This window comes from Ruegeria sp. CH8 (assembly GCF_056536985.1).
Window position 1 is genome coordinate 106,525 of sequence record NZ_JBQFQR010000003.1, and the last position, 20,483, is coordinate 127,007.

A 20,483-nucleotide genomic window follows, 5' to 3' on the forward strand; every position below is an offset into this window, starting at 1 on the left:
CCCAACATGTGCCAGAAACGAAAAAGTCGCCGAGGTTCTACCAAAACTCTCGGCGACCAATTTCAAACGGGAGGCGGTCCCGTATGGTACCTACCCACCTAGCATACGAAACCGCCCTCCACAACATGGAGGAGGGCGCATGCCTTACACTACAATATCTGGGGTGGCGAAGCTCCTCACCGTCGATCAAAACAGGATCGAAAGCGCCGAACTGGGCACAAACGCCTTCGGCGACAGCCAGATCACCGTCACCATCGCATCCGGCTTCAAGCACGTCGTCCAATACAACAACATGACACGAGACCCATGGAACCTCTTTAACCAGATCACGGATGTCGACGCCGAAGCCTTCGGCGAACGCGGCCGCCTCGAACGCAAAAACCAGCGGATCGAAAAGCTGAATGTCGAATTGAAGGTGGTCGAATGATGGAAAAGCTCATGTCGCAAATCGCCAGCATCACCCAGAAACTCGATGTCATTCTTGACCAGTGCGAGCCAGACGGCGAATACGCCGAACTGCCACAGAAAATCTACCAGCAGATCGAACACAGTACCGAGGGTCTCGAAAACGCCCGCGCACGTATCAAACAATTTAACAAGCGCACGGGGGAGGTATGATGGATAACATATTCTTCAAAAACGAAAGCATCGTCTCCCGCCGGAAAATCCCAAAGAAGGACGAGCAGCGTGATTATGCCGACGCAGACTGGCGCACGGCGCACGGATTTGCCAACGGCGACCTCCCTCAGGGCTGGTCCGTCACCAACGAAAACGACGTAAGGAAAGATATAAAAGACGCCGACGGGCGCCCCTTCTCATTCGAAAGGGAAAAGGCGGACGACCAGTGGCAGCCGTGGCTCGATTTCCGGCAAAATGTCGTCGCGATCCCGCAAAGCGCAACCATGAGCGCCAAGGAGTTCCTGCAGACGACGTGCTGGAGGCCCTCAGACGTCCCAGAAAGGGGCATTGACCGGATAATCGGCCCCTTCGCCGCAAAAGGTTTTGTGAGCGTCGTGGCGGCCTCCGGAGGCACGGGGAAGTCGTCCTGCATGGGAACTACCGCCGTCGGCATCGCCGCAGGCAATGAAATCGTCGGATGGACCGTCACCCGAGCCGCGCGCGTCTTCTACATGCAGGCCGAAGATGACACCGACATGATCAGGCGTGCCCTGAAAGGCGTGGCGCAGAAGCATCATATCGAAGATCACCACATCGAAGATCGGCTTCACATCGCCGGATCAAATCAACTGGAGAAGTATTTTGGAAAAGACTTGAAAGCGCTCATCGAAGACGAAAAAGGTGTCAGCGTAAATCCACAGTTCAGGAAGAAACTGACAGGCCTCATCGTCGAAGGCGGGTTCGATGTTATGGTCATCGATCCGCTGGCAGTCCTCTATGGCGGCACGCAAATCTCAAACGAGGCGCAGAACGCCCTAATTCGGGCGTTTGTGGAAATTGCACAAAAAACCGACGTGGCGATTATCCTTGTCGTTCACACTCGGAAACTGGACCAGAACAAAAAGGCAGGCGTTTCGGATGTCAAACACGGAGGGGAACTCGCCGACGCGGGTCGCGTGGTCGCTGTCATGAACAACCTGACAAAGACCGAGAAGGAGGATTGGGAGGGTCGCTCCGTTCATGACCCGAATAAAGTGGTCGAACTCACGATCGGTAAAAGCAACATCGGACCCGATGGCATCCGGTGCTTCATGGAAAAAACCGTCGAGCTTGTGAAGTGCCAAGACGGACGGACCGAAACGGTAATGGTCATGACGCCAGCCCTGAAGCCATACGGTCGTAAGGAGCAAGCCGACGAAGAACTCTGGCAGAAGCTTAAACCGATCCTCGACACGGAGTTTGTTTCATATCGAAAGGCAGATGCCGCCATTTCACTTAAAGAGGTCATAAAACAGATCGATCCGGATAAAGAATACCATCATGGCAAAGTCATCAAGCATTTGGAGGCCGAACGGTGGATCGTGAAGGAGGACCATGTGAACCCCAAACTCGGAAACGACCGTAAGCCGAGGGTGCGGTGGGTGGCGGCCAAAGCGTGAATGAACGAACTTATATATGCTGTTCATTCACATTCACGCTGCGCAGATATTCTCATCGGGGTAGGGTAGTTCCGCAGGGCTACACTACCCCACCCCGGGCCATATCGCGGGTCGGCGAGAAACCAATTACACTGTTCTTACTTGTGGCGGTTGCCTCCGGGCTTAGTTCCTAAGTTTCGAAAGCTACGCATGATGTTTTTTGTCGCGAAGGCCGGTTTCAATTTTGTTAACTCTTCGCGCTTCAAAACCTTACATTTGACACAAAACTACACCTACCGCGTTCGCAGCGCGGCTGCGCGCTTCTTCACGTCTCATGCAAGAGGCCAACTTGTTTCTGAGCTTCTCGCCACCCGCGAGTATCCATCCTACCGCCCATTCTGGCCCAAAGCGACAAAAGAAACCGTTCATGATCAGGCTCCGGAACTTTTTCGGCCCAGTTTTTGGCAAATTCCCTTTTTACCTCGCGTGGCACGTCTTGGACCGCAGAACGCGCTAACCGTCGTCCCATTTTCAGCATTCGATTGCGCTGGTTTGTGGGTCCTGTTGCTGGTTCTGGTTTTTGTCTGTCAACGCGATCTCGTCCGCCCGCACCGTGCATTCGACAGACGGTCCAACCAGGCCTGCGGCAGCGTCTGCATCGTTTGCCGCTGCGTTTTGACTTGGCGGTGCATTGTTGTTCGGGATAGCGTTCAGGAGTAAATCTGATCTTGAGCATTTGGCCTTGCATCAGCGCTGGGTTTTTAACAACCTAGCCGATCCGTACGAACTGTTTCGATAGGTGAATTGTACATAAAGTATTCGGAGCGCAGATAAGATGACCAGCTAGGTTATTATCAATATGAAGACGTTTTGGCGTACGCCATCCAAAACGAATTCTTTGGGTTAAAGCTAGGAGCCGGCAGACTTTCAGAACTCGACATGACTTCTGTGGGAGAAGTTGCGGGCGAGCTTGTCGAAAACCAAGAGTTTCAGATTGAATGCAGTTCCGGTCCGATAAGATTTGAGTTGTCTGCGGATACGTATGAAGTCGAGAAGTATTTAGGGGATCTACCCGGTGTTGTTGAAGTTTGGGAGTGCGTTGATGACAGTCCAGCGCACAGCGAAAGCTGGCCCGTGTTCTTGATTGATGGCGTACCCAATGAAGAGACTTTAAAATCGGATATATCGAAACTGTACGAACGCTTGGTTGAATTTGAAAAACAAGCGCCCCAGTTGTTGGGTTTCTAGCTACGCAATTTTTCACAAGCCGAGTACGTAATGTGGGGTGACGCATGAGGGATGATACAGTTGATCGCTTTCGCGGAAGAGAAGCTTACTGGGCAGCACTGTGCGCATTGGATTTAATTGTACATGATGAACCTCCGAAGCTCGAAGACGCCCCAAGTTTGATAGATGCGGTATGGGAGTTTGTACGGGAGACCTGCGAAGAAGCGGGCCAGCCTGTTCCGGATCGTCAAAGTGCAATTGATAAACTCAAGAAACTTCTTAAAGCCGGGGCCGCAGACAAATGCAGCTAGTGCTGGATCAAGTGAGGTGTGATGTATGTTGTGCGTCTTGGCGTTTCTTAGAAGCAATCGAGGTTCGGTTATATCGAATGCACTGGCACTGGTAATCTTCTGCGGCAAGCAACCCTAAGGTCGCAACCAGAGCAAATACGCGACATTTTTCAAATCCTATACCTTTCAGTTAGAGGAAAGCACGAATGCTAAGGTTTGACGACATTCCCGACCTGACCTGCTCCACTGAAATGTCCGTGATATGGAGTTAGCCTGTTCTCCAACTGAGGAGGCAGACGATGAAGAGAAGCCGTTTCAGCGAAGAACAGATCATTGGCATTTTGAAAGAGCATCAGGCTGGGCGTGGCGCGAAGGAGCTGTGTCGTAGGCATGGGATCAGCGACGCGACCTTCTACAGGTGGCGATCCAAGTATGGCGGGATGGATGTGTCTGACGCGCGGCGTTTGAAGACGCTGAAATCTGAGTACGCCAAGCTGAAAAGGATGTTGGCCGAGCAGTTAATGGACGTGGCGGCGCCACCTATCTGAAAGCCCACCGCAAAGCGTCCAGTTTGAGCGTAAAAAAGGCGGACGCGGTCTCCAGATTGGCAGAACCAAAGGCGGTATGAATACCAAGTTGCACGCCATCAGTGAAAGAAAACGGCGACCTTTGAACCTCTTTTTTACGGCCGGGCAGGTGCCGTCCTTCGTGAACCTCGCGTTTTTCCGGTTTGCAAAATTCAGTCCTAAACCGGCTTGCTTAAGGCCAATGCGATGAGTTGTTTGCGGACTTCGCGATACGGGTTTTTCATCTTTTCAAATGTTTTTTTCTGATAGCTTTGAGCTTCTCTTCGGTCCATGGTAGCCCATCGAAGCTCCACCATTGGGCGTTTAGCTCTTTTGCTATTCCGGCTAGGTCATCACTTTCGACAAGAAGACCTTTGACATATTTCAGTTGATTGGCGGCTTCGGCTCGTTTCAGATATTGGCCCGGCACTATCTTCTTGGTGCCGCCCGGACTTGGAACACTTCTTCCGCTTGCTCCCAGTGGGTTAAACTTGTTCCTCGTCCGCCTGCTCAAATTGGCTCCCTCCGAAACATACAATTCAATGAACGAAAACTGTCAGTGTTTTCGAATGTTATTTTTGTAGAACAACACAAGGCTCCGATCAAATTAGGTTAGCGACCGTTTTGCCTTGGCATGAAGCCAGTCATTTTGATGCCTCAGGCAGTGAAAGAGCTGTTTTCACTCATGCAGTTTCTTTAGCCCGTAAGGCTTTCCGTCAACGAAGTAATCGTCATAAAACCGCGAACCATACCAAGTGACATAACTTTTTACATCTCCTCCACTAACTGATTTGCTTTCAAAAAAGAATTGAACGGCTTCAGCGGTCGCATCTGGAAACAATTCAAGACAGTTAACGGCCTGTTGCCTTGCTGTTTTTTCTTCAGAGTGGAGAAAGCCTTCAGCCGTACCTTTGCGAACCTGCACCATCACCCATGGTGAAAGCAAATTAAGTTCTCGTTCTCGAAAAAGGTCAATATTCTCTTTTGGAGACCGTAAATCTATCAACGTCGCTCGCCCCCCCCAACATGTTTCAATCATTTCCATGAACCAGTCGGCGCTTTCTTTGGATTGCATTGGGAACACCTTCTTTTCGGATCCGACTTTAGGGTGCATTCGCTCGACTAACAGCGCCAACTTGGGGAAAACCTCTTCTTCGTCAGAGTGGAGAACCAAATTGGCTTTACTAGGATCATATCTGTAGTCCGTGATCGTACCGTCCTTAATCTTTTGAACCGCATCATCGATTACGAACAATGGAACCAAGAACCATTCCCGTGGTCGAACCGGATTTCCGAACCGGTCCATTATCTCTATGTCCAACCGCGCAGGTTCAAATATTCTGTGCAATAGGTTTTCGAGCTTGGACCTGTTGATATTGAAGAGTTCGTAGGTTGCGACAATCTCGACCTCAGATAGGAGAAATGTTGCTTGCAGATGCGCGCCCGCAATACGTTTCTCCACATCCATGTTAGTCACACCGATCTTATGGGCCAACTCGCGATTTTCTCTGATCATTGGGTGATCGGATTTGCTGCGCAGGACATATATTTTGCCGCTGGGTTCGTCACCATCGATTGCATGGTCGGCGAAAAGCGGGCCTGCGGTTGCCTCCGTAATGCGTCGCCCAGCATCATCCGCATTCAGCGCACGCTGCAATGACCGCATAAGCATCCCGCTTTCTGTTCCATTATCAAAGATCACGCGCAGACGTGCATCCGTCCTTCCTTGATCCGTCAGTGTCGTTTCGCCCTTTTCGGCAACGTAGGCGACCTGACCGCTGACAATGAAAAATCGCCCCTGTTCGATTTCAGCTTTCATTTCAAACGGCCTTGTTTCGCGCAATCCCGTTTTCAGCTCCTGCTGCACCTGTTCAAATAGCGGTTTGAACTTTTCAAAATCGGGGCAACGTTCGCGGCGCGCAACGTCTTCAGCTGCTTTCTTTTCTGCACTTGGTCTAACGTGCCTTAGTTCAGTGATGTCACTTTTTGCTTCATCTACACCCAAAGCGGCCAAGAGTTCATCGTCTGTTGCATCAAGCGCGACCAGGGTACTAGGACCATCCTGCAGCAAACCCTGACGATCCAAAGACAGCAGCAAATCTCTATACTCATCGGAAGATCGCAGTCGATCTAAGCGAACGGCGTACATCCGTTCAAAAATGTCGTGTTCACCTCCATGCCGCGGCGCATGACCGTGTTCATCGACGAACCGCTGGATATCTTCAAAACCGGCGACGATCCTTTCATCTCGCGGGTTGCGGTTGGCAGGTTTTGGGGCTTCAGGTTCGACGCCTAGTTGACCAAGGATGTCTTCATCCGACAGATCAGGCATTGCTCGCCTCCCCGGCCTTGCGTTGCAAGAACGCGATTGCTTCAGCCATACGGCGTTCCCATGGATCGGAAGACTTAATTTCTGGAAGTCGGCCACGTTCTTCCTTAAACCGGATGGCCCTGGTCGCCAAATCTCTCGCTTCTTCGTGGGTCATGTTGGCTTTCTTTCCGGCGATGATGCCCGCGACTTGTCTCAAGTTGTCCTCGCTCATGGTTTTTGCCAAGATTGAATAGGCTTCGCCGAATGGGTTGATGCGATCAATGAGATCGATATCCAGTTCTCGAACATCCATTGCGAACTTTCGCACGCCGTCAATCAAAGCTGTATTCGCCGATATTTCCGGATCTTCATTTGCAACTCGTGCCGCTTGTGCCGCTTGCTGCGTAAGGTTGAGCGCAGCCACCGCTCGTTGCCGTATAGCTTCTTGATCGGTTTCGGGCAGTTCTGGGTAACGATCTCGTATCACCTTGCCCATTTTTACCTGTGTGATTTCTTCTGGCACGAGGTCTTCTTCCGGTGTGAACAGACCTTTTTCGACAGTGCTGCGATCTTGCACAAAGCTTGCTATGATGTCGTTTAGATCATCGCGACATGCCTGCTTTGCCTGTTCGGTCGTGGGTTCGATCAGGCCTTTTATTTCAATTTGATAAGCCGCCTGTTCCTCCGAAAACCCGACGTTGGTCCGATCGGGGTCGTATCCTTCAGGCCCATAGTCGACACCATCCTGCGGTCCGCTCTTTGGCGTTTTGGGAACAAAGTCGAACTTTGGCGCCAGAACTTGTTCCATCAGCAGACTTGCAGCAATCGCTTTCAGGGTGTCATTGACAGCCTCAGTGACAGCTTCGCTCGAAGCATCTGGCTCTGCGATGAGATTTGTGAACCGGGCCTTTGTCTTTCCCTCAGCGTCGCGTGTCGCCCGTCCAATGATCTGCACAATCTCGGTCAAGCTGGCTCGGTATCCGACCGTAAGCGCATGTTCGCACCAAATCCAGTCAAAGCCCTCTTTCGCCATTCCAAGCGCGATGATGATATCGACGTTGCCGCGGTTGTTTTTTTGGCTTGGGTCTTTGAGCGCATTCAACACCTTTGACCGGTGAGACAAGTCGGTGTCATCGACCAAGTCTGCAATCCTGAGAACGCGCCCCTCAGACGTCTTCACAAGCTGAAAACCTGTGCTTTCGTCCCGACCTTGCCACTCTCCCAAGGCGTCGATGATATGTTCGACTTCCTTGTGCTTGTCTTTGGTGCTTTCGCGCGCGTTCACGCTTGGAATATGGATGATCGTCTTTTCGGTTGGGTCCAAGACATTGAGGATGTCATCCGCGTACGCGCCGGTGTAAAAGAAGTAACCAATATCAAGCTGCTTTAGCCAGCGATATCCGTTTAATTGTTCGTAATAAGTGTAAGTAACTGTATCAAATTTCGCTTCATCGTCTGGTGTCAGAACTGCTTCTGCGTCCCCACGGAAATAACTGCCGGTCATTGCGACGATATGAACTTTGTCCCGGTCAATCATCTCCTTCAGCTGTGCGCCAAGCTTGTTTTCGGGATTGGCTGAAACATGATGGAACTCATCGACCGCGATCAGCCTTCCATCGAATGCCTCCGCCCCAAACTTGTCTACCGCGAACCTGAACGTCGCATGCGTGCAGACCAATACGCGATCTTCACTGTTTAGGAACCGACCGACTGCATCGACTTTGCCACTTTCCCCTGCGGATGAATTGCATAGGTTCCACTGGGGCAGGACGGACCAATCAGACCAAAAACCGAATTTCGACAATGGTTCATCGTTGAAACTGGCGCCGATAGACTTTTCTGGAACAGCGATAATTGCTTGCTTGAGGCCTTGATTTTCAAGCTTGTCCAGGGCGATGAACATCAGCGCTCTGCTCTTCCCCGACGCCGGTGGAGATTTGATCAACAGGTATTGCTCGCCGCGTTTTTCAAACGCGCGTTCCTGCATCGGACGCATGCCAAGTTCATTCGACTTCTGGTCGCTGCCAGTCTGCGCGTAGGTAATCGAAACTGAAGGGACAGATTTGACCATGCGTTAGTTCCTCTTCTTCGCCTTCTTGATCTCTACCTTGAACGGTTTTTGCTTCTTGGGTTTCTTTGCGGGAGCGCCTTCCGCTTCCCAACGAGCCTTGTTGGCCTCGAGATTTCGTTTCCTCTTGGCTTCGTTTTTCTTTTGCTTCTCAAGCTGCTCCTGCGCTTTGTTGCGCAATGCTCTTTGTTTTTTGCTCGGGCGGCTAAGTTGTTTTAAAGCGTCCATGTCCAAAACAGGCTTTGCGTCGAGTTTATCATCTGCCTCCGGCATCAGCATATCGCGGGTAACGGGCATCACGCCTTTAGTGCTGATGCGCAACTTGCGGCCGCCCTGCATACAACCATGTTTGGGCCAAGGTTTGCCAAGCGCATCAAAGAACACACGGCTGCCGTTCTCGTTTCTGTAAAAGAAAACTGGCTTCCGGCATCTGGGACAGGTCATTCGATAGACGATCGAACCGTTGACGTAGGCTTGTTCGCCCTTCCAAGACAGACGCGGGTTCGCGCCCCAGCGCATCTCGTGCTCACGGACTGAAAATGTTTTCCCGTATCTGTTCGTCCGTTCATGAGCGCTCCTCCTGACCATCTTAAAAAATCACCTTGGTTGTCATTTTGGTGTACAGCTCGAACAGCTTCTCAAGGCGTTCAGTGTCGTTCTTAAAGCGTCTGCCAATATAGATGCGCTCAAGCGTTTCATCGTTGCGGTCGTGGGCGGATCGGAGGTCATCGGGCATGGCGTCAGGGGCGTAGAGGTCAGCGATGGTAGCGGGGAAATGCGCCTCGCGAGCCAGCAGAATATCCTCGGCGCACCGTGTCAGGTCAGCCTTGTTCTTTTCAGTGAGTTTGGGGACAGGGAATGTATTCCACCCGAGGGTGTTGGAGTAGGAAAAATCGGTTCTCATTCTTACGCAAACTGTGCCAATCCAGACCCAATGGATGCGCGAAGCAATCATTGCCATGTTCCAGAGAGGAGCGTCGTAAAGGGCGAACGCTTTATTGTGAACGATGGCCTCAGGACTAGCGACGCCAACAGGTAGATATTCACGGTTCTCGGAACTGACTATAGGCACTACCAACATACCATTCTTTGCACTGTGCTGGTCGCGGAAGCGATGGGGATGGTCAGCCAATTTCAGAGCCTGACCATCCTTCGTTTTTGACAGCCTTGCCTCTCTGACCTTGTCCATTCTATTCGCGATATCTGGTAGACTTCTGGCTTCGTCTAGTCGATCATCTTCAATCCAAATGCAGTAGCGTGGCGTGCCAGATATGAACTCCTTTGAACCATAAAGTGGACGAACGAATGACGCCGATTTAGCGTTCTCATGAACAAAATTCCGCGCTTCACCAGGTGTTAGTATCAGAGCATTTGCATAGTAAGGGTGATTACCAAACTGCATCGGCGTTCTGTTATCTCTGACCTTGTTTATCGGCTTGGCGAAAACGTTGTCCGCAGCGACCAGGTAGGCATTTATGTTGCCGACTTCCCGCATTGCGATACCTTGGTCTCCGTCATCGAGAAACAGCCTTCGTAGCCCCTTAGACTTGGTCAGCCCTATTATGGAGACGGTGACACCCGCGTTGTGGCTGGCCAAGTTTGACCACTTGAATGACCTGAACGCGAAGGAAATGGACACGCCTTCAGAAAAAAGTGTTGGCCAAAGCCCAGATACCTGCACCCCTTGGCAGATTGAGTTCGTTGAAACAAAAGCCGTGTCTGTCTCAGTTACAGCCATGTAGTCAGCAGCCTTCATAAACCAGCCAGACACGTAGTCCAGTGCCAGAATATCCTTAGCTCTGCCTCGAAAAACGTGTTTTAGCTCGGATTTTTGCTCTGGAGATTGGTACTTTCGTCCAACATAAGGCGGGTTTCCGCAGATATATGTTTCGCCGCCCTCATTCTCGAAGTCGATCTCAGCCTGATCCAGCGGTATGTCGAAGAGGTCTTCTGAGGTGAGTTTCACAGACTTTCCGGTAGGTGGACATACGTCCAACCAGTCCAGCCGCAGGGCGTTGCCGCAAGTAATCCAGTTCTTCGCATCCAGTGGCAAGAAGGTGTCCCGTGCCACCTTGGGGCCTCGGAACATCACATCGGCTTGATACTCGGCGATGATCAGAGCCAAACGGGCTATCTCGGCTGAGAAATCTCGCAGTTCGATGCCTCGGAAGTTCTGGATCGAGATATCGCTCTCGCGCCCCTCCTCGCCTCTTCGTTTGTTGATCTCTGCCTCAATCTCGCGCATCTGTTTGTAGGCGATCACCAGAAAGTTGCCCGACCCGCAGGCTGGGTCGAAGACGCGAATATTGGACATCCTTTTGCGCAGGTTCAGCAACTTGACGGGGCTGTTTCCCGCAAGGTCGACGTGTTTCCGCAGATCATCAAGGAAGAGCGGGTTCAGCACCCTCAGTATGTTCGGGACTGAGGTATAGTGCATCCCCAGCTTGGAGCGTTCCTCCTCATCTGCGACGGCCTGGATCATCGACCCGAATATGTCAGGATTAATCTGTGTCCAATCTAGATTGCCAATGTGCAAAAGGTACCGCTGCGCAATTCGACTGAAATGCGGAGCGTCGGTATTGCCCGCAAACAATCCCCCGTTTACGTAGGGAAACTTCGCCGCCCACCGAGGCAGATCGGCACCCTCTCTATCAGCGATCGGTGTATCCATCGCTTGGAAGATTTTGCTGATGACCTCATGGGTGTTGCCGCTGTCCCTTTCGCTCATCTGCGCGATCGTGGAAGTGAACAGATCGTCTTCGGCAAAAATATTGGTGTCTTCGGCAAAGAAGCAGAAGATCAAGCGGGCCATGAAGTGGTTCATGTCATGACGGCGCGCTTCATCGCTCCAGTCTGGATTGTCTTGAAGCAAAGTGACGTACAAGCGGTTCAGTCGCGACGTGGCCCGGATGTCGAACGCGCTGTCTCTGATCTGCTTGACCGTGCTGATACCGGCCAGCGGCAGAAAGAACCCGAAGTGATCAGGGAAATCGCGATAGTTACAAGCAACGGTCTCGCCTGTTGTCAGGTCCTCAGCTTCGAACTGGTCTCCGTCGGTCGCCAGTAGGAACCGGACCTTATGCCGTTTGTTCTGCGTGGCAGAGCTGCCACGTAACTCTTGCAGCACGGTCGCAACCATCCCCCGAGCTGCAACCTTCATATGGATGTTGTTGGTTTGGAGGACACCACCGACATCCGACTTGTTCGACGTACCGCTGCGCAGTCTCTTGATTGTCGGAGGCTTGTTCCCAAACGCTGTTAGGAAAGCGAAGGGAAACTCGCTCGGATCAAATGCCTGTTCGGCCAGTTCTGTGATGGCCTGTTCGATTTCAACTGCGTTCAACTTTTGCGTCCTGTTGGCCGGTTTTTCTCAACCTACTCACATGAGACACCAAGGGACAAGCGTCAGCCGCTTCGTGCGTCGCGTAAATTGCCATTAACACCGGCGAAAAAATTTACCATGTTGTCGAGGGGTCGTGCTCCTTCGTGCCAGAATGGATTTGGGGGTATCCAGGGGGTGGGGTGAGATCAAAAACTGTGGTGTTTACCGCAAGTATGTGCCCCACCAATTAAGTGGTTTTTCAAGGTCTCAAGGAACGCAAACTAGGACACAGTAAGGACCTGTATTGTGTCCTACGCTCAAAAGTACAAATTAAATCAAATTTTTGAGTCATTCCAGGCGCAGATCCGGTATATCTACTGATCAGGGGCGGCGGGCAGGGACAATCTCTGCATACCTTTGATGTCGTCCATAAGCGCGCCTATTTGCAGTCCCTTCAGCTCCCGTTCCAACTTGCGCCGCATGGCGCGTTCAAAATCCTCGAACCCCTGCGCGACTTCCAGAAAAGCGCCGGGACCGTGCAGGACGTTGTTCTCGAAAAAAGGGATCAAGTACAACTCTCCCTCGAAATCGGCGGCATTGATGACCAGCCCGTTGACGACCGTGTTCTGAAAGGGAAAGTGCCGATAGGCCGAGTCCGGGCCGTAGCCGTCATTGTTCGATCCATCCCCCGACAGATCAATGGTTTGAAACAAACAAGGCGGGGCCTGCTGCATCAGGGTTGCGCCAAAGGCCAGCGCATGTCCCATCGCCGTGGCTGAACCGCTGTCGGATCGAACCGATTGCTGTACGGTCGCTGCCGCTGCCAGCAGGTCGGCCTGCGTGTTGATCATCGTCCAGTTCAGAATGATGCGCTGCGTGGAACGTCCGCTCCATTCATAAACGGCCAGCGCAACTGGCATGGGTGAGGAAAAGAACGCCTCGGTGACTTCGGGCGCGACCAGAGCGGCAGCCAACCCCTGCCGTTGCAGGGCGTCTTCCGTGGCATCTACCGAGGTTGATATATCCATGGCCAAAGCCAGGGCCAGGCGGCAGGTTTCGGCCCGAAGCGGGCTTGCCAAAACGGCAAGCCCCAGCGCTGTCAGCCAGCGGATCACCAGTGACCGGTGCTTTCCATGCTGGCCCAGGGTTCTGCGGGTTCCAACGCGTCACCGTTCTGCAGCAGCTCGACCGAGATATTGTCGGGGGACCGCACAAACGCCATGCGGCCATCGCGCGGCGGGCGATTGATCAAGACGCCATTGTCCTGCAGGTGCTGGCAGGTTTCGTAGATGTTATCAACACCGTAGGCCAGGTGCCCAAAATGGCGGCTGTCACTGGGCAGCGCATCGTCTCCGTCCCAGTTGTGGGTCAGTTCGATCGGTCGATCCTCTTGTCCCGGAGGCGCCATGAAGATCAGCGAGAACCGCCCCGACTCGCTGTCATAGCGGCGGGTCTCCTTCAAGCCCAGCAGCTCAAAAAACGCCATCGACTTCTCCAGATCCTTCACGCGGATCATGGTGTGAAGATATCTCAGCCCCATGTGTGGCTTCCTTTCTGTTCAGGTGATGCGCAGCAGCTTAGCGCGCCGGTTAAGCAAGTCGAGGGGCAGCGGGGACACAATTTGAAAATTGCGGAAATGATCGCACATATCGCGGTTCCGGTCAGTATGTTGCCGATATATAGTGGTGGGCGACTCATTGCTGGAAAGGAAGTTTCATGCCGCTGTCCTCTGATCAACTGGCCGAGATCGAAGCGCAACGGGCGCTATCGCATCAAACGCGCCGCGTTGTTGCTGCGGGTATGGAAGAGCACCTCTACACTGTCCATCAAGTTCTGGATCACGGTTATGTGCGTGTGATCGACTATATGGGTGATGACGCGGCGATCTGTCAGGCGGCACAGGTGTCCTACGGCAAAGGCACAATATCGGTGCACAACGATGAGGGCCTGATCCGCTATCTGATGCGGCACTGGCGCTCAACACCGTTTGAGATGTGCGAGATCAAGCTGCACGTCAAACTGCCCGTGTTCGTGGCCCGGCAATGGATTCGTCACCGCACGGCGAATGTGAACGAATACTCCGCGCGCTGCTCGATATTGGACCGCGAGTTCTACATTCCGGCACCCGATCACGTGGCCGCGCAGTCCGAGGTGAACAACCAGGGCCGTGGCGACTCGCTGCGAGGGGAAGAGGCCGCGCGTGTTCTTGAGATGCTCAAGGCCGACAGTGCGCGGTGCTATGACAATTACGAGGCGATGATCAGTCAGGATGGTCAGCAGGGGCTGGCGCGTGAATTGGCGCGAATGAACCTGCCCGCGAATATCTACTCCCAGTGGTACTGGAAGATTTTAGGTGATGTTAGAATTTCCTATTTTGTGATAAATGGTTTTAAATCAGCAATTTGTGAAAAAATGAGAGACTTATTCCCCATTTCCGTAATGACAGGTTTTTTCAAACGAGGATGGGTGGGGCGGCTAGATTCTGTTTGATTTACCGCGCTTCATAGACAGATCTCGATCCGAGATTAGGTCTGAGAGAACGTCGATGTGATTGCGCCATGGTATTAGCTATGAGGCGATGACGTCCAAGCTGCAGAAAGAAAGACGAGGGCACAGTTGAAGCAGTATCTAGATGCATTGAACGCCATTTTGGAATGTGGTGAAGAATCAACCGACCGCACGGGTACGGGTACAATCTCGTTATTCGGTTTGCAGTCGCGCTATCGGTTGGCGGAAGGTTTTCCCTTGGTAACTACCAAGAAGCTACACCTGCGCTCAATTATTCACGAACTCTTGTGGTTCCTGGCCGGCGACACCAACATCAAATATTTGAACGATAATGGTGTTACGATTTGGGACGAATGGGCTGACGAAAATGGTGATCTGGGTCCTGTATATGGCCATCAATGGCGAGCTTTCCCCACACTTCAACCGACCGGGCAGGTGAAGGATGGTGAACCCCTTTACTTTGGAAGGGGAGTTGACCAGATCACGCAGCTAGTCGAAACGATAAAGTCCGCACCGGATAGTCGCCGCCTCATTGTCTCTGCATGGAATCCCGGAGATGTTCCGCGCATGGCACTCCCTCCTTGCCATACAATCTGGCAAGTTCGGGTCTTGAACGGTCGCATGCACCTTCAACTCTACCAGCGGTCAGCCGACATGTTCCTTGGCGTTCCATTCAACATTGCATCCTATGCATTACTTCTTGTGATGCTCGCTCATGTTACTGGTTACGAAGCGGGTGATTTTGTGCACACTATTGGCGATGCCCACATATACTCCAACCATATGGATCAGGTGAAATTGCAGCTCACTCGCAAGCCGAAGAGGCTGCCAACTATTCGCATTAAACGCGATGTGCCGTCTATATTTGATTTCCGCTACGAAGACTTTGAGATCGTTAACTATGATCCCGAACCCGCGATCCACGCGCCAGTGGCGGTCTAGGCAATGATTACGTTGATCGTGGCGCGTGCCAAAAATAGCGCAATCGGCCGAAATGGCGATATCCCCTGGCATCTTCCCGAGGACTTGAAGTCCTTTCAGCGGGAAACGCTTGGCGGTGCGCTGATAATGGGACGTAACACCTGGGAAAGCCTTCCGGTAAAACCACTGCCAAAGCGCCTAAATATCGTTGTATCTTCGCAATCTGATGCCGCGGATATCGTGACCCCCTCGGTGTCCGCAGCCATTCAGACTGCCTCCGATGCGGGATATGATCGAATCTATGGCATCGGCGGAGCGCGGATTTATGAAGAGATGATCCCACTAGCGGATAGGTTGATGATTTCCGAGGTCGAAATTCAGGTTGGAGATGCCGATACATTTTTTCCCAGTTTTGATCTGGATTCCTGGCGTTTGATCAACAAGCGGCTACTGCGGTCAGACGGGCCCAAGTGTAGTTTGCACGAGTACCTAAGGCGTGGATCTCAGCCAATGCATATGGATGCAGGGGAGGCAAACGTCCTTAGCTGATTAATCAGAAATAACGGAAAGCGTTTTCTCCTTTCTCATGGCTTGTGGCTCGCGAAGAAGGCTGCCGCATTTTTTAGAGTATCCCTCTCCTCCTTGAGAATGCGGGTCTCTCGTCGAAGCCGTTCGTTCTCTTGGGCAAGATCCGGGCCCTTATAAGACACAGGGAAGCCACCAAGAAGACCTACGCTGCCGCTCCGGCACTGGTGGCTGATAACGGCGGCTATGCGCAGAAAGCAGACTTTGCAAAGTGTTCCAAAACAAATGGGGCACGCCACCAATCTACCATTGGCAGGCTGCTAACGAGTGCCCGGACGACGATGCAATCGGCTGACCTGACCAGCGGTGACAAACTGGTTCAGTGGACACCGTTGATCATCTCAAGAAAATGATCGACGCTTTTGTCGATCACTATAATTACCAGCGATACAATGAGTGTTTGTAAAACCTCAAACCCGCGTCTTGCTTCACAGAAAATCTGCTGCATGGTCAAAGCAGCCAGATGGGCCAGACCCTCTCTTAGGTTAGGACGCCATCTGCCCGAAAACCCCGGACGATGAACACTGAAAGAGTACTCATGCAGGTGGTCAATTTTGACGGCAGCACGGGCTCCGTACCCGCGAAACCAAAACTTGTGCAATCAACCATTGACCCCCTTAAGTTTGTCGCATCATTCGTACTGCCGACCGTCGACCTAGGGCCAACGACAGGCAGATCAATGGTCAAAAGTTACAGCAGATGCCCTTGTTACAGGCCCAACTACAAAACGATTTGTACATCATCATTCCAGGTGGTTTGTTCTGAGGCAATCTTGCTCGGTGTTCCTGAAACGTAGACTTCTTCAATCGCGCGATCATCACCCATCATCTGCAGGACAAACAATTCTTCTGCGAGACTTCCAACGCGATCCATACGCAGCGCCATGGCGGCTGTACTGCGGGCATTTAGCACCACGACATCTGCCTCGGTTCCGGGGTCGAGATTACCGATTTTATCTTCCAGGCCAAGAGCGCAGGCATTTCCGCGTGTTGCCCAGTGAAACGCTTGCAGGGGATGCAGAGCCGACCCTTGCAACTGTAGAATCTTGTAACCTTCATTGAGGGTCTGCAGCATCGAGTAACTGGTGCCTGCACCAACGTCTGTGGCGATCCCACTTGATATACCGCTTGCGCTCAGCCCCTCATGATCAAACAAGCCGCTGCCAAGGAACAGATTCGAGGTCGGGCAAAATACAGGATGCGCGCCTGTTTCTGCCAGCGCGTCGATCTCGCGCGGTTCCAGGTGGATGGAATGCCCAAGCAAGGTCTTTTGGCCCAGCAGGCCATAAGACTGGTAGACGTCCAGATAATCACGTGCTTGCGGATAAAGCTGCTTGGTAAAGGCAATCTCATCCTTGTTTTCCGACAGATGTGTCTGGATGTGACAATCCGGATGCTCTTGCGCTAAAGCCTGTGCCATTGCCATCTGTTCCGGCGTTGACGTGATCGCGAACCGAGGGGTGATGACATAGCCGTTGCGGCCCTTGCCGTGCCAGTCCGCGATTAGCGCTTTGGTGTCATCGTACCCGGTTTGCGGCGTATCCTGCAGACCTTCGGGTGCATTACGGTCCATCAGGACCTTGCCGCCAAGCATCCGCATGTTCCGTCCGGTCGCCTCGGTAAAGAAAGCGTCTGCCGAAGTCTTGTGGACCGAGCAAAAGGCAACCGCGGTGGTCGTGCCATGGGTGATGAGTTGATCGAAGAATGCCCGCGCCATCAGTGCACTGTGTTGATACGAGGCAAATCGGGTTTCTTCCGGGAAGGTGTAGTTATTCAGCCAGTCCAGAAGCTGCGCGCCCCATGAGGCGATCACCTGTACCTGTGGAAAGTGGATATGCGTGTCGATGAAGCCAGCCATCATCAGATGTGGTCTATGGTCCGTCACCGGGACATCGCCGGAAGTTGCACTCACCTCAGCAAAGGGTCCCGTTTCCTGGATTATTCCGTCCCGGATCAGCAGGGCGCCGTCCTCGAGATAGGTATAGGCACCGGTGTCTTCGCCGTTCAGGGGTTCGCGATGGAAGGTCAGCAGACGACCGCGAAGCAATCTCTGTGTCATGAAAGGTCTCGTGCGTAAGTTAGGGAAAGGGTAGGGGGCAGCTATGCGGCTGCCCCGCTGTTGATCAGGCCTGTTGCGCCGGAGAGTCTTCGTCGATCAGATCAGGCTCATCCGGTACGATAACACGATGTTCGAGATCCTCTTTGGGGGCGAACATCGGGTAGACGTAGAGGAATGCGCCAATGATCAAGTAACCGACGGTGATCCCGTCGAATTGAGGCATCTGCAGTGTGTACGAATGGATAACACCGACCGAAGACATCAGTCCGCCAGCGAAAGCAAACGCACCGGCCATCCGGAAACGGCCATCAATCACGTCCGCCACAATGGCGCCCCAGATCAGGCCTGTGATGATTGCACCCTGGCTCAGGGCAAGATGCCCTTCGTAGTGGGCGCCCTCCATGAGAAGTGCCGCGGTCAAGCCTTCGTCACCAAGCGAAGGCAACCCTTCGACACCGCTACTGCGCAATGCGTTCATCAGTGACCCCCATTTGACCATCAGAAAGGCCGAGATATGGGGCAGGATCGCAAAAGACACCGCAGCCATGTGCATTGGCTTCACAGCCCAGGCGGTATTGGTGATCAGGCTTACCGAGACAAAGACCAATACAGGGGCTGCAGCAGCAATCGGGATCAGGCCGGCAAGAAAAGACAGAAAACCGAGGAAGGCAGCTGCAGCGATTACGACGGCCACGCCGACGATGTACCCGGCATGTGCATCAAGCCGTTTGTAGGCGGGATGACCAATGTAGACTGTGGTTGGGAAAGGCGAGCCAAAAAGAGCACCCAACATGGTGCCCGCGCCATCCGTCACCTGACACACGCCGACCGGATAGTGGTCTCCTGCCGCCTCGGCCGATTCCACGTTGTTCATCGTTTCGATGAAGTTGTAGATTTGAACCGGGATCAGAACCAGAAAGAGTTCGGGATTGGCAAACAGGTACTGAACACCCGCGATGAGATCTCCAATGTAGGGAATTGGCGGGTAAAAGCCGAGGCCGCTTGTGTCAATTTCGGCTTCACCAAGAACAAGGGCAATAACGGTACCGGCAGCAATCGCGACCAGACCGGCAGGGACGTTGCCCGGAAGGCGGAACCGACCGATCAGACCCCAAAGGATAAACAGTAGCGACGTAAAGCCGATGATGGGGTTTTCAAAGACTTCGGCCAGAGGCACCGAGCCGATGAAGACCAATGCGATGCCGCATAGCGTGCCCAACATCCCGGCGCGGGGTGTGATCCGCTTGAGGTATGGTCCAACGAAGGCACCCAAAGCCGCGACGATGCCGCCCATGAACCCAGCACCGATGCCCACTTGCCAAGCTAGCATCGGGTCGTTGGTGGCCCAGTAGATCGGACCGATCACGCCAAACAGGTAGACGAACATAACCGGCGTCGAGATGCCGTAGGGCAAGGCGGTTACATCTTCACCCCGTTTGTTCGCCGCATATTTGGCGAGGTATGCGTAAACCGCGACACCGGCCAAGATCGCGATAGCGGCACCTGGGACGATGCGGCCAAAGACGATGTCCGCTGGCATCTGGAACACGAACTGACAGACCCCGGACAGGATCAGCAAGTTTACAAGGTTGTCCGTAAAAAGCGCCCAGAAAGCGCTGAAATCGCTGCGGGTAAACAGCTTGTATTCGTAGGTCCTCCCGTCCATGACGGTCTCCTCCTCTGATTTGACCGGAATTGCCCGACAGATGTCAGGCCGTTCTCCCTTTCCGGTCGCGATGGTGGCCCACAAGGGGCGCCTGGTTTGCCCCGGTCGGGGCGGTCGCGGCAGTTTCAGAGGTCAAATCAGCCATCACTTCGGCCACCACGAAGGCGGCGATGATGCTGGGCCGCTTATCGCGGCTACCGCTTGCCCCAATGGGGCAATTCAAGTGTTCGATAGACTGTCCGTCACAGTTTTTGTGCGCCCAGTTTCTGAGCTTTACCCGCTTGGTAGCGGATCCGATCATCCCCACATAAGCGGCGTCCCGACGTTCCAGCGCTGCTGAAGTCAGCAGGAAATCCAGCCCATGATCGTGGGTCAGAACGATAAAGGCGCTGCCTGCGGGCGCGCTCCAAATGTCGGCTTCGGGAATTGCGCTCACCCGGGTTTCGACATTTGCCGTGCAAAGTTCGATTTCCTCTGGCCGTGTGTCGATAAGGATGCAGCGCACTGGCAGGTGCTGAAGCTGATTGGCAAGCGCACGCCCCACATGACCCGCACCCATCACGTATACATGGGGCAAGGCCTCATCCCGCCGCGCGGCGCGTTCTGTTGCCGCCCATTTGTCTGACGCACGCATGCGCGTCAGGTGCAATTCGACCCGGCCCCCACAGCATTGCCCAATTTCAGGACCAAGGGGGATATCCAGATCCTGGTGCAGCGCACCATCGCGCAACATATCCCGCGCGGCGTTGATGGCCATGAACTCCAACTGTCCACCGCCAATGGTGCCCCACAACGCTCCTGGTGCCACGAACATTTCAGTCCCTTCATTGCGCGGCGACGACCCGCGCACGCGCGCCAGCTCGACGCGGATCACGCTGTGCTGCTTGGACAGAAATTCATTCAGGGAACCGGCGACAGTCATGGC

19 protein-coding genes and 2 pseudogenes are annotated in these 20,483 nt (G+C 53.2%); 11 read left to right on the forward strand and 10 right to left on the reverse strand.

Annotated elements, in window-relative coordinates; all coding sequences use genetic code 11:
* Positions 1-139: 139 nt before the first annotated feature.
* The 8 genes and pseudogenes from ACR0ER_RS04270 to ACR0ER_RS04305 all read left to right on the forward strand — a co-directional run.
* The gene (locus tag ACR0ER_RS04270; RefSeq protein ID WP_480767866.1) at positions 140-427 is read left to right on the forward strand and encodes a hypothetical protein; all 288 of its coding nucleotides are present in this window, start codon (positions 140-142) and stop codon (positions 425-427) included.
* Entirely contained in the window at positions 427-618 is a 192-nt protein-coding gene (locus ACR0ER_RS04275) for a hypothetical protein (protein ID WP_480767867.1), read from the forward strand. Before ACR0ER_RS04270 ends, ACR0ER_RS04275 begins: the two co-directional genes overlap by 1 nt.
* The gene (locus tag ACR0ER_RS04280) at positions 618-2,057 is read left to right on the forward strand and encodes an AAA family ATPase (RefSeq protein ID WP_480767868.1); all 1,440 of its coding nucleotides are present in this window, start codon (positions 618-620) and stop codon (positions 2,055-2,057) included. Before ACR0ER_RS04275 ends, ACR0ER_RS04280 begins: the two co-directional genes overlap by 1 nt.
* A gap of 189 nt (positions 2,058-2,246) precedes the next feature.
* A complete protein-coding gene (locus ACR0ER_RS04285; RefSeq protein ID WP_480767869.1) occupies positions 2,247-2,756 on the forward strand; it encodes a hypothetical protein in 510 nt (169 codons plus the stop codon).
* Positions 2,757-2,906: 150 nt separating this feature from the next.
* On the forward strand, positions 2,907-3,284 hold the full coding sequence (locus ACR0ER_RS04290) for a hypothetical protein (RefSeq protein ID WP_480767870.1): 378 nt from the start codon (positions 2,907-2,909) through the stop codon (positions 3,282-3,284).
* Between the two features lie 44 nt (positions 3,285-3,328).
* On the forward strand, positions 3,329-3,574 hold the full coding sequence (locus ACR0ER_RS04295; RefSeq protein WP_480767871.1) for a hypothetical protein: 246 nt from the start codon (positions 3,329-3,331) through the stop codon (positions 3,572-3,574).
* A gap of 278 nt (positions 3,575-3,852) precedes the next feature.
* Positions 3,853-4,086, forward strand: a pseudogene (locus ACR0ER_RS04300) (transposase); the annotation flags it as partial.
* A gap of 2 nt (positions 4,087-4,088) precedes the next feature.
* Positions 4,089-4,273, forward strand: a pseudogene (locus tag ACR0ER_RS04305) (IS5/IS1182 family transposase); the annotation flags it as partial.
* An 87-nt stretch (positions 4,274-4,360) separates the two neighbouring features.
* Here ACR0ER_RS04305 and ACR0ER_RS04310 read toward each other — a convergent pair.
* The 7 genes from ACR0ER_RS04310 to ACR0ER_RS04340 all read right to left on the reverse strand — a co-directional run bounded on the left by ACR0ER_RS04310 (position 4,361) and on the right by ACR0ER_RS04340 (position 13,360).
* Positions 4,361-4,633 (reverse strand): hypothetical protein, encoded by a 273-nt coding sequence (locus ACR0ER_RS04310; RefSeq protein WP_480767872.1) that lies wholly within the window; start codon positions 4,631-4,633, stop codon positions 4,361-4,363.
* Between the two features lie 165 nt (positions 4,634-4,798).
* Positions 4,799-6,451: a GIY-YIG nuclease family protein gene (locus ACR0ER_RS04315; RefSeq protein WP_480767873.1), complete on the reverse strand. Its 1,653-nt coding sequence runs from the start codon at positions 6,449-6,451 to the stop codon at positions 4,799-4,801.
* Entirely contained in the window at positions 6,444-8,501 is a 2,058-nt protein-coding gene (locus tag ACR0ER_RS04320; RefSeq protein WP_480767874.1) for a DEAD/DEAH box helicase, read from the reverse strand. The genes ACR0ER_RS04315 and ACR0ER_RS04320 overlap by 8 nt, the downstream gene beginning before the upstream one ends.
* 3 nt (positions 8,502-8,504) lie before the next feature.
* Positions 8,505-9,017, reverse strand: a complete 513-nt coding sequence (locus ACR0ER_RS04325; RefSeq protein ID WP_480767875.1) for a hypothetical protein — start codon at positions 9,015-9,017, stop codon at positions 8,505-8,507.
* A gap of 70 nt (positions 9,018-9,087) precedes the next feature.
* Entirely contained in the window at positions 9,088-11,841 is a 2,754-nt protein-coding gene (locus tag ACR0ER_RS04330; RefSeq protein WP_480767876.1) for a class I SAM-dependent DNA methyltransferase, read from the reverse strand.
* Positions 11,842-12,194: 353 nt separating this feature from the next.
* A complete protein-coding gene (locus ACR0ER_RS04335) occupies positions 12,195-12,935 on the reverse strand; it encodes a DUF1194 domain-containing protein (RefSeq protein WP_480767877.1) in 741 nt (246 codons plus the stop codon).
* On the reverse strand, positions 12,932-13,360 hold the full coding sequence (locus tag ACR0ER_RS04340) for a VOC family protein (RefSeq protein WP_480767878.1): 429 nt from the start codon (positions 13,358-13,360) through the stop codon (positions 12,932-12,934). The genes ACR0ER_RS04335 and ACR0ER_RS04340 overlap by 4 nt, the downstream gene beginning before the upstream one ends.
* A gap of 176 nt (positions 13,361-13,536) precedes the next feature.
* On the opposite strand from ACR0ER_RS04340, the gene thyX reads away from it, so the two are divergent.
* The 3 genes from thyX (at position 13,537) to ACR0ER_RS04355 (ending at position 15,798) form a co-directional block, all read left to right on the forward strand.
* Positions 13,537-14,310: an FAD-dependent thymidylate synthase gene (gene thyX, locus ACR0ER_RS04345; protein ID WP_480767879.1), complete on the forward strand. Its 774-nt coding sequence runs from the start codon at positions 13,537-13,539 to the stop codon at positions 14,308-14,310.
* A 126-nt stretch (positions 14,311-14,436) separates the two neighbouring features.
* A complete protein-coding gene (locus ACR0ER_RS04350) occupies positions 14,437-15,270 on the forward strand; it encodes a thymidylate synthase (RefSeq protein WP_480767880.1) in 834 nt (277 codons plus the stop codon).
* A gap of 3 nt (positions 15,271-15,273) precedes the next feature.
* The gene (locus tag ACR0ER_RS04355; protein ID WP_480767881.1) at positions 15,274-15,798 is read left to right on the forward strand and encodes a dihydrofolate reductase; all 525 of its coding nucleotides are present in this window, start codon (positions 15,274-15,276) and stop codon (positions 15,796-15,798) included.
* A 756-nt stretch (positions 15,799-16,554) separates the two neighbouring features.
* Here ACR0ER_RS04355 and guaD read toward each other — a convergent pair.
* The 3 genes from guaD to xdhC form a co-directional block, all read right to left on the reverse strand.
* Positions 16,555-17,892, reverse strand: coding sequence for a guanine deaminase (guaD, locus tag ACR0ER_RS04360; protein ID WP_480767882.1), 1,338 nt, complete (start codon positions 17,890-17,892; stop codon positions 16,555-16,557).
* Between the two features lie 64 nt (positions 17,893-17,956).
* Positions 17,957-19,558, reverse strand: a complete 1,602-nt coding sequence (locus ACR0ER_RS04365; protein ID WP_480767883.1) for a xanthine/uracil/vitamin C permease — start codon at positions 19,556-19,558, stop codon at positions 17,957-17,959.
* A 43-nt stretch (positions 19,559-19,601) separates the two neighbouring features.
* Entirely contained in the window at positions 19,602-20,480 is an 879-nt protein-coding gene (gene xdhC, locus ACR0ER_RS04370) for a xanthine dehydrogenase accessory protein XdhC (protein ID WP_480767884.1), read from the reverse strand.
* Positions 20,481-20,483: the final 3 nt, after the last annotated feature.

Excerpts from the sequence above, each read along its gene's own strand:
- ACR0ER_RS04275 (WP_480767867.1), top strand. The coding sequence starts at position 427 with ATGGAAAAGCTCATGTCGCAAATCGCCAGCATCACCCAGAAACTCGAT.
- ACR0ER_RS04320 (WP_480767874.1), bottom strand. The coding sequence starts at position 8,501 with ATGGTCAAATCTGTCCCTTCAGTTTCGATTACCTACGCGCAGACTGGC.
- ACR0ER_RS04280 (WP_480767868.1), top strand. The coding sequence starts at position 618 with ATGGATAACATATTCTTCAAAAACGAAAGCATCGTCTCCCGCCGGAAA.
- ACR0ER_RS04365 (WP_480767883.1), bottom strand. The coding sequence starts at position 19,558 with ATGGACGGGAGGACCTACGAATACAAGCTGTTTACCCGCAGCGATTTC.
- xdhC (WP_480767884.1), bottom strand. The coding sequence starts at position 20,480 with ATGACTGTCGCCGGTTCCCTGAATGAATTTCTGTCCAAGCAGCACAGC.
- guaD (WP_480767882.1), bottom strand. The coding sequence starts at position 17,892 with ATGACACAGAGATTGCTTCGCGGTCGTCTGCTGACCTTCCATCGCGAA.
- ACR0ER_RS04285 (WP_480767869.1), top strand. The coding sequence starts at position 2,247 with ATGATGTTTTTTGTCGCGAAGGCCGGTTTCAATTTTGTTAACTCTTCG.
- ACR0ER_RS04325 (WP_480767875.1), bottom strand. The coding sequence starts at position 9,017 with ATGCGCTGGGGCGCGAACCCGCGTCTGTCTTGGAAGGGCGAACAAGCC.
- ACR0ER_RS04340 (WP_480767878.1), bottom strand. The coding sequence starts at position 13,360 with ATGGGGCTGAGATATCTTCACACCATGATCCGCGTGAAGGATCTGGAG.
- ACR0ER_RS04295 (WP_480767871.1), top strand. The coding sequence starts at position 3,329 with ATGAGGGATGATACAGTTGATCGCTTTCGCGGAAGAGAAGCTTACTGG.
- ACR0ER_RS04315 (WP_480767873.1), bottom strand. The coding sequence starts at position 6,451 with ATGCCTGATCTGTCGGATGAAGACATCCTTGGTCAACTAGGCGTCGAA.
- thyX (WP_480767879.1), top strand. The coding sequence starts at position 13,537 with ATGCCGCTGTCCTCTGATCAACTGGCCGAGATCGAAGCGCAACGGGCG.
- ACR0ER_RS04270 (WP_480767866.1), top strand. The coding sequence starts at position 140 with ATGCCTTACACTACAATATCTGGGGTGGCGAAGCTCCTCACCGTCGAT.
- ACR0ER_RS04355 (WP_480767881.1), top strand. The coding sequence starts at position 15,274 with ATGATTACGTTGATCGTGGCGCGTGCCAAAAATAGCGCAATCGGCCGA.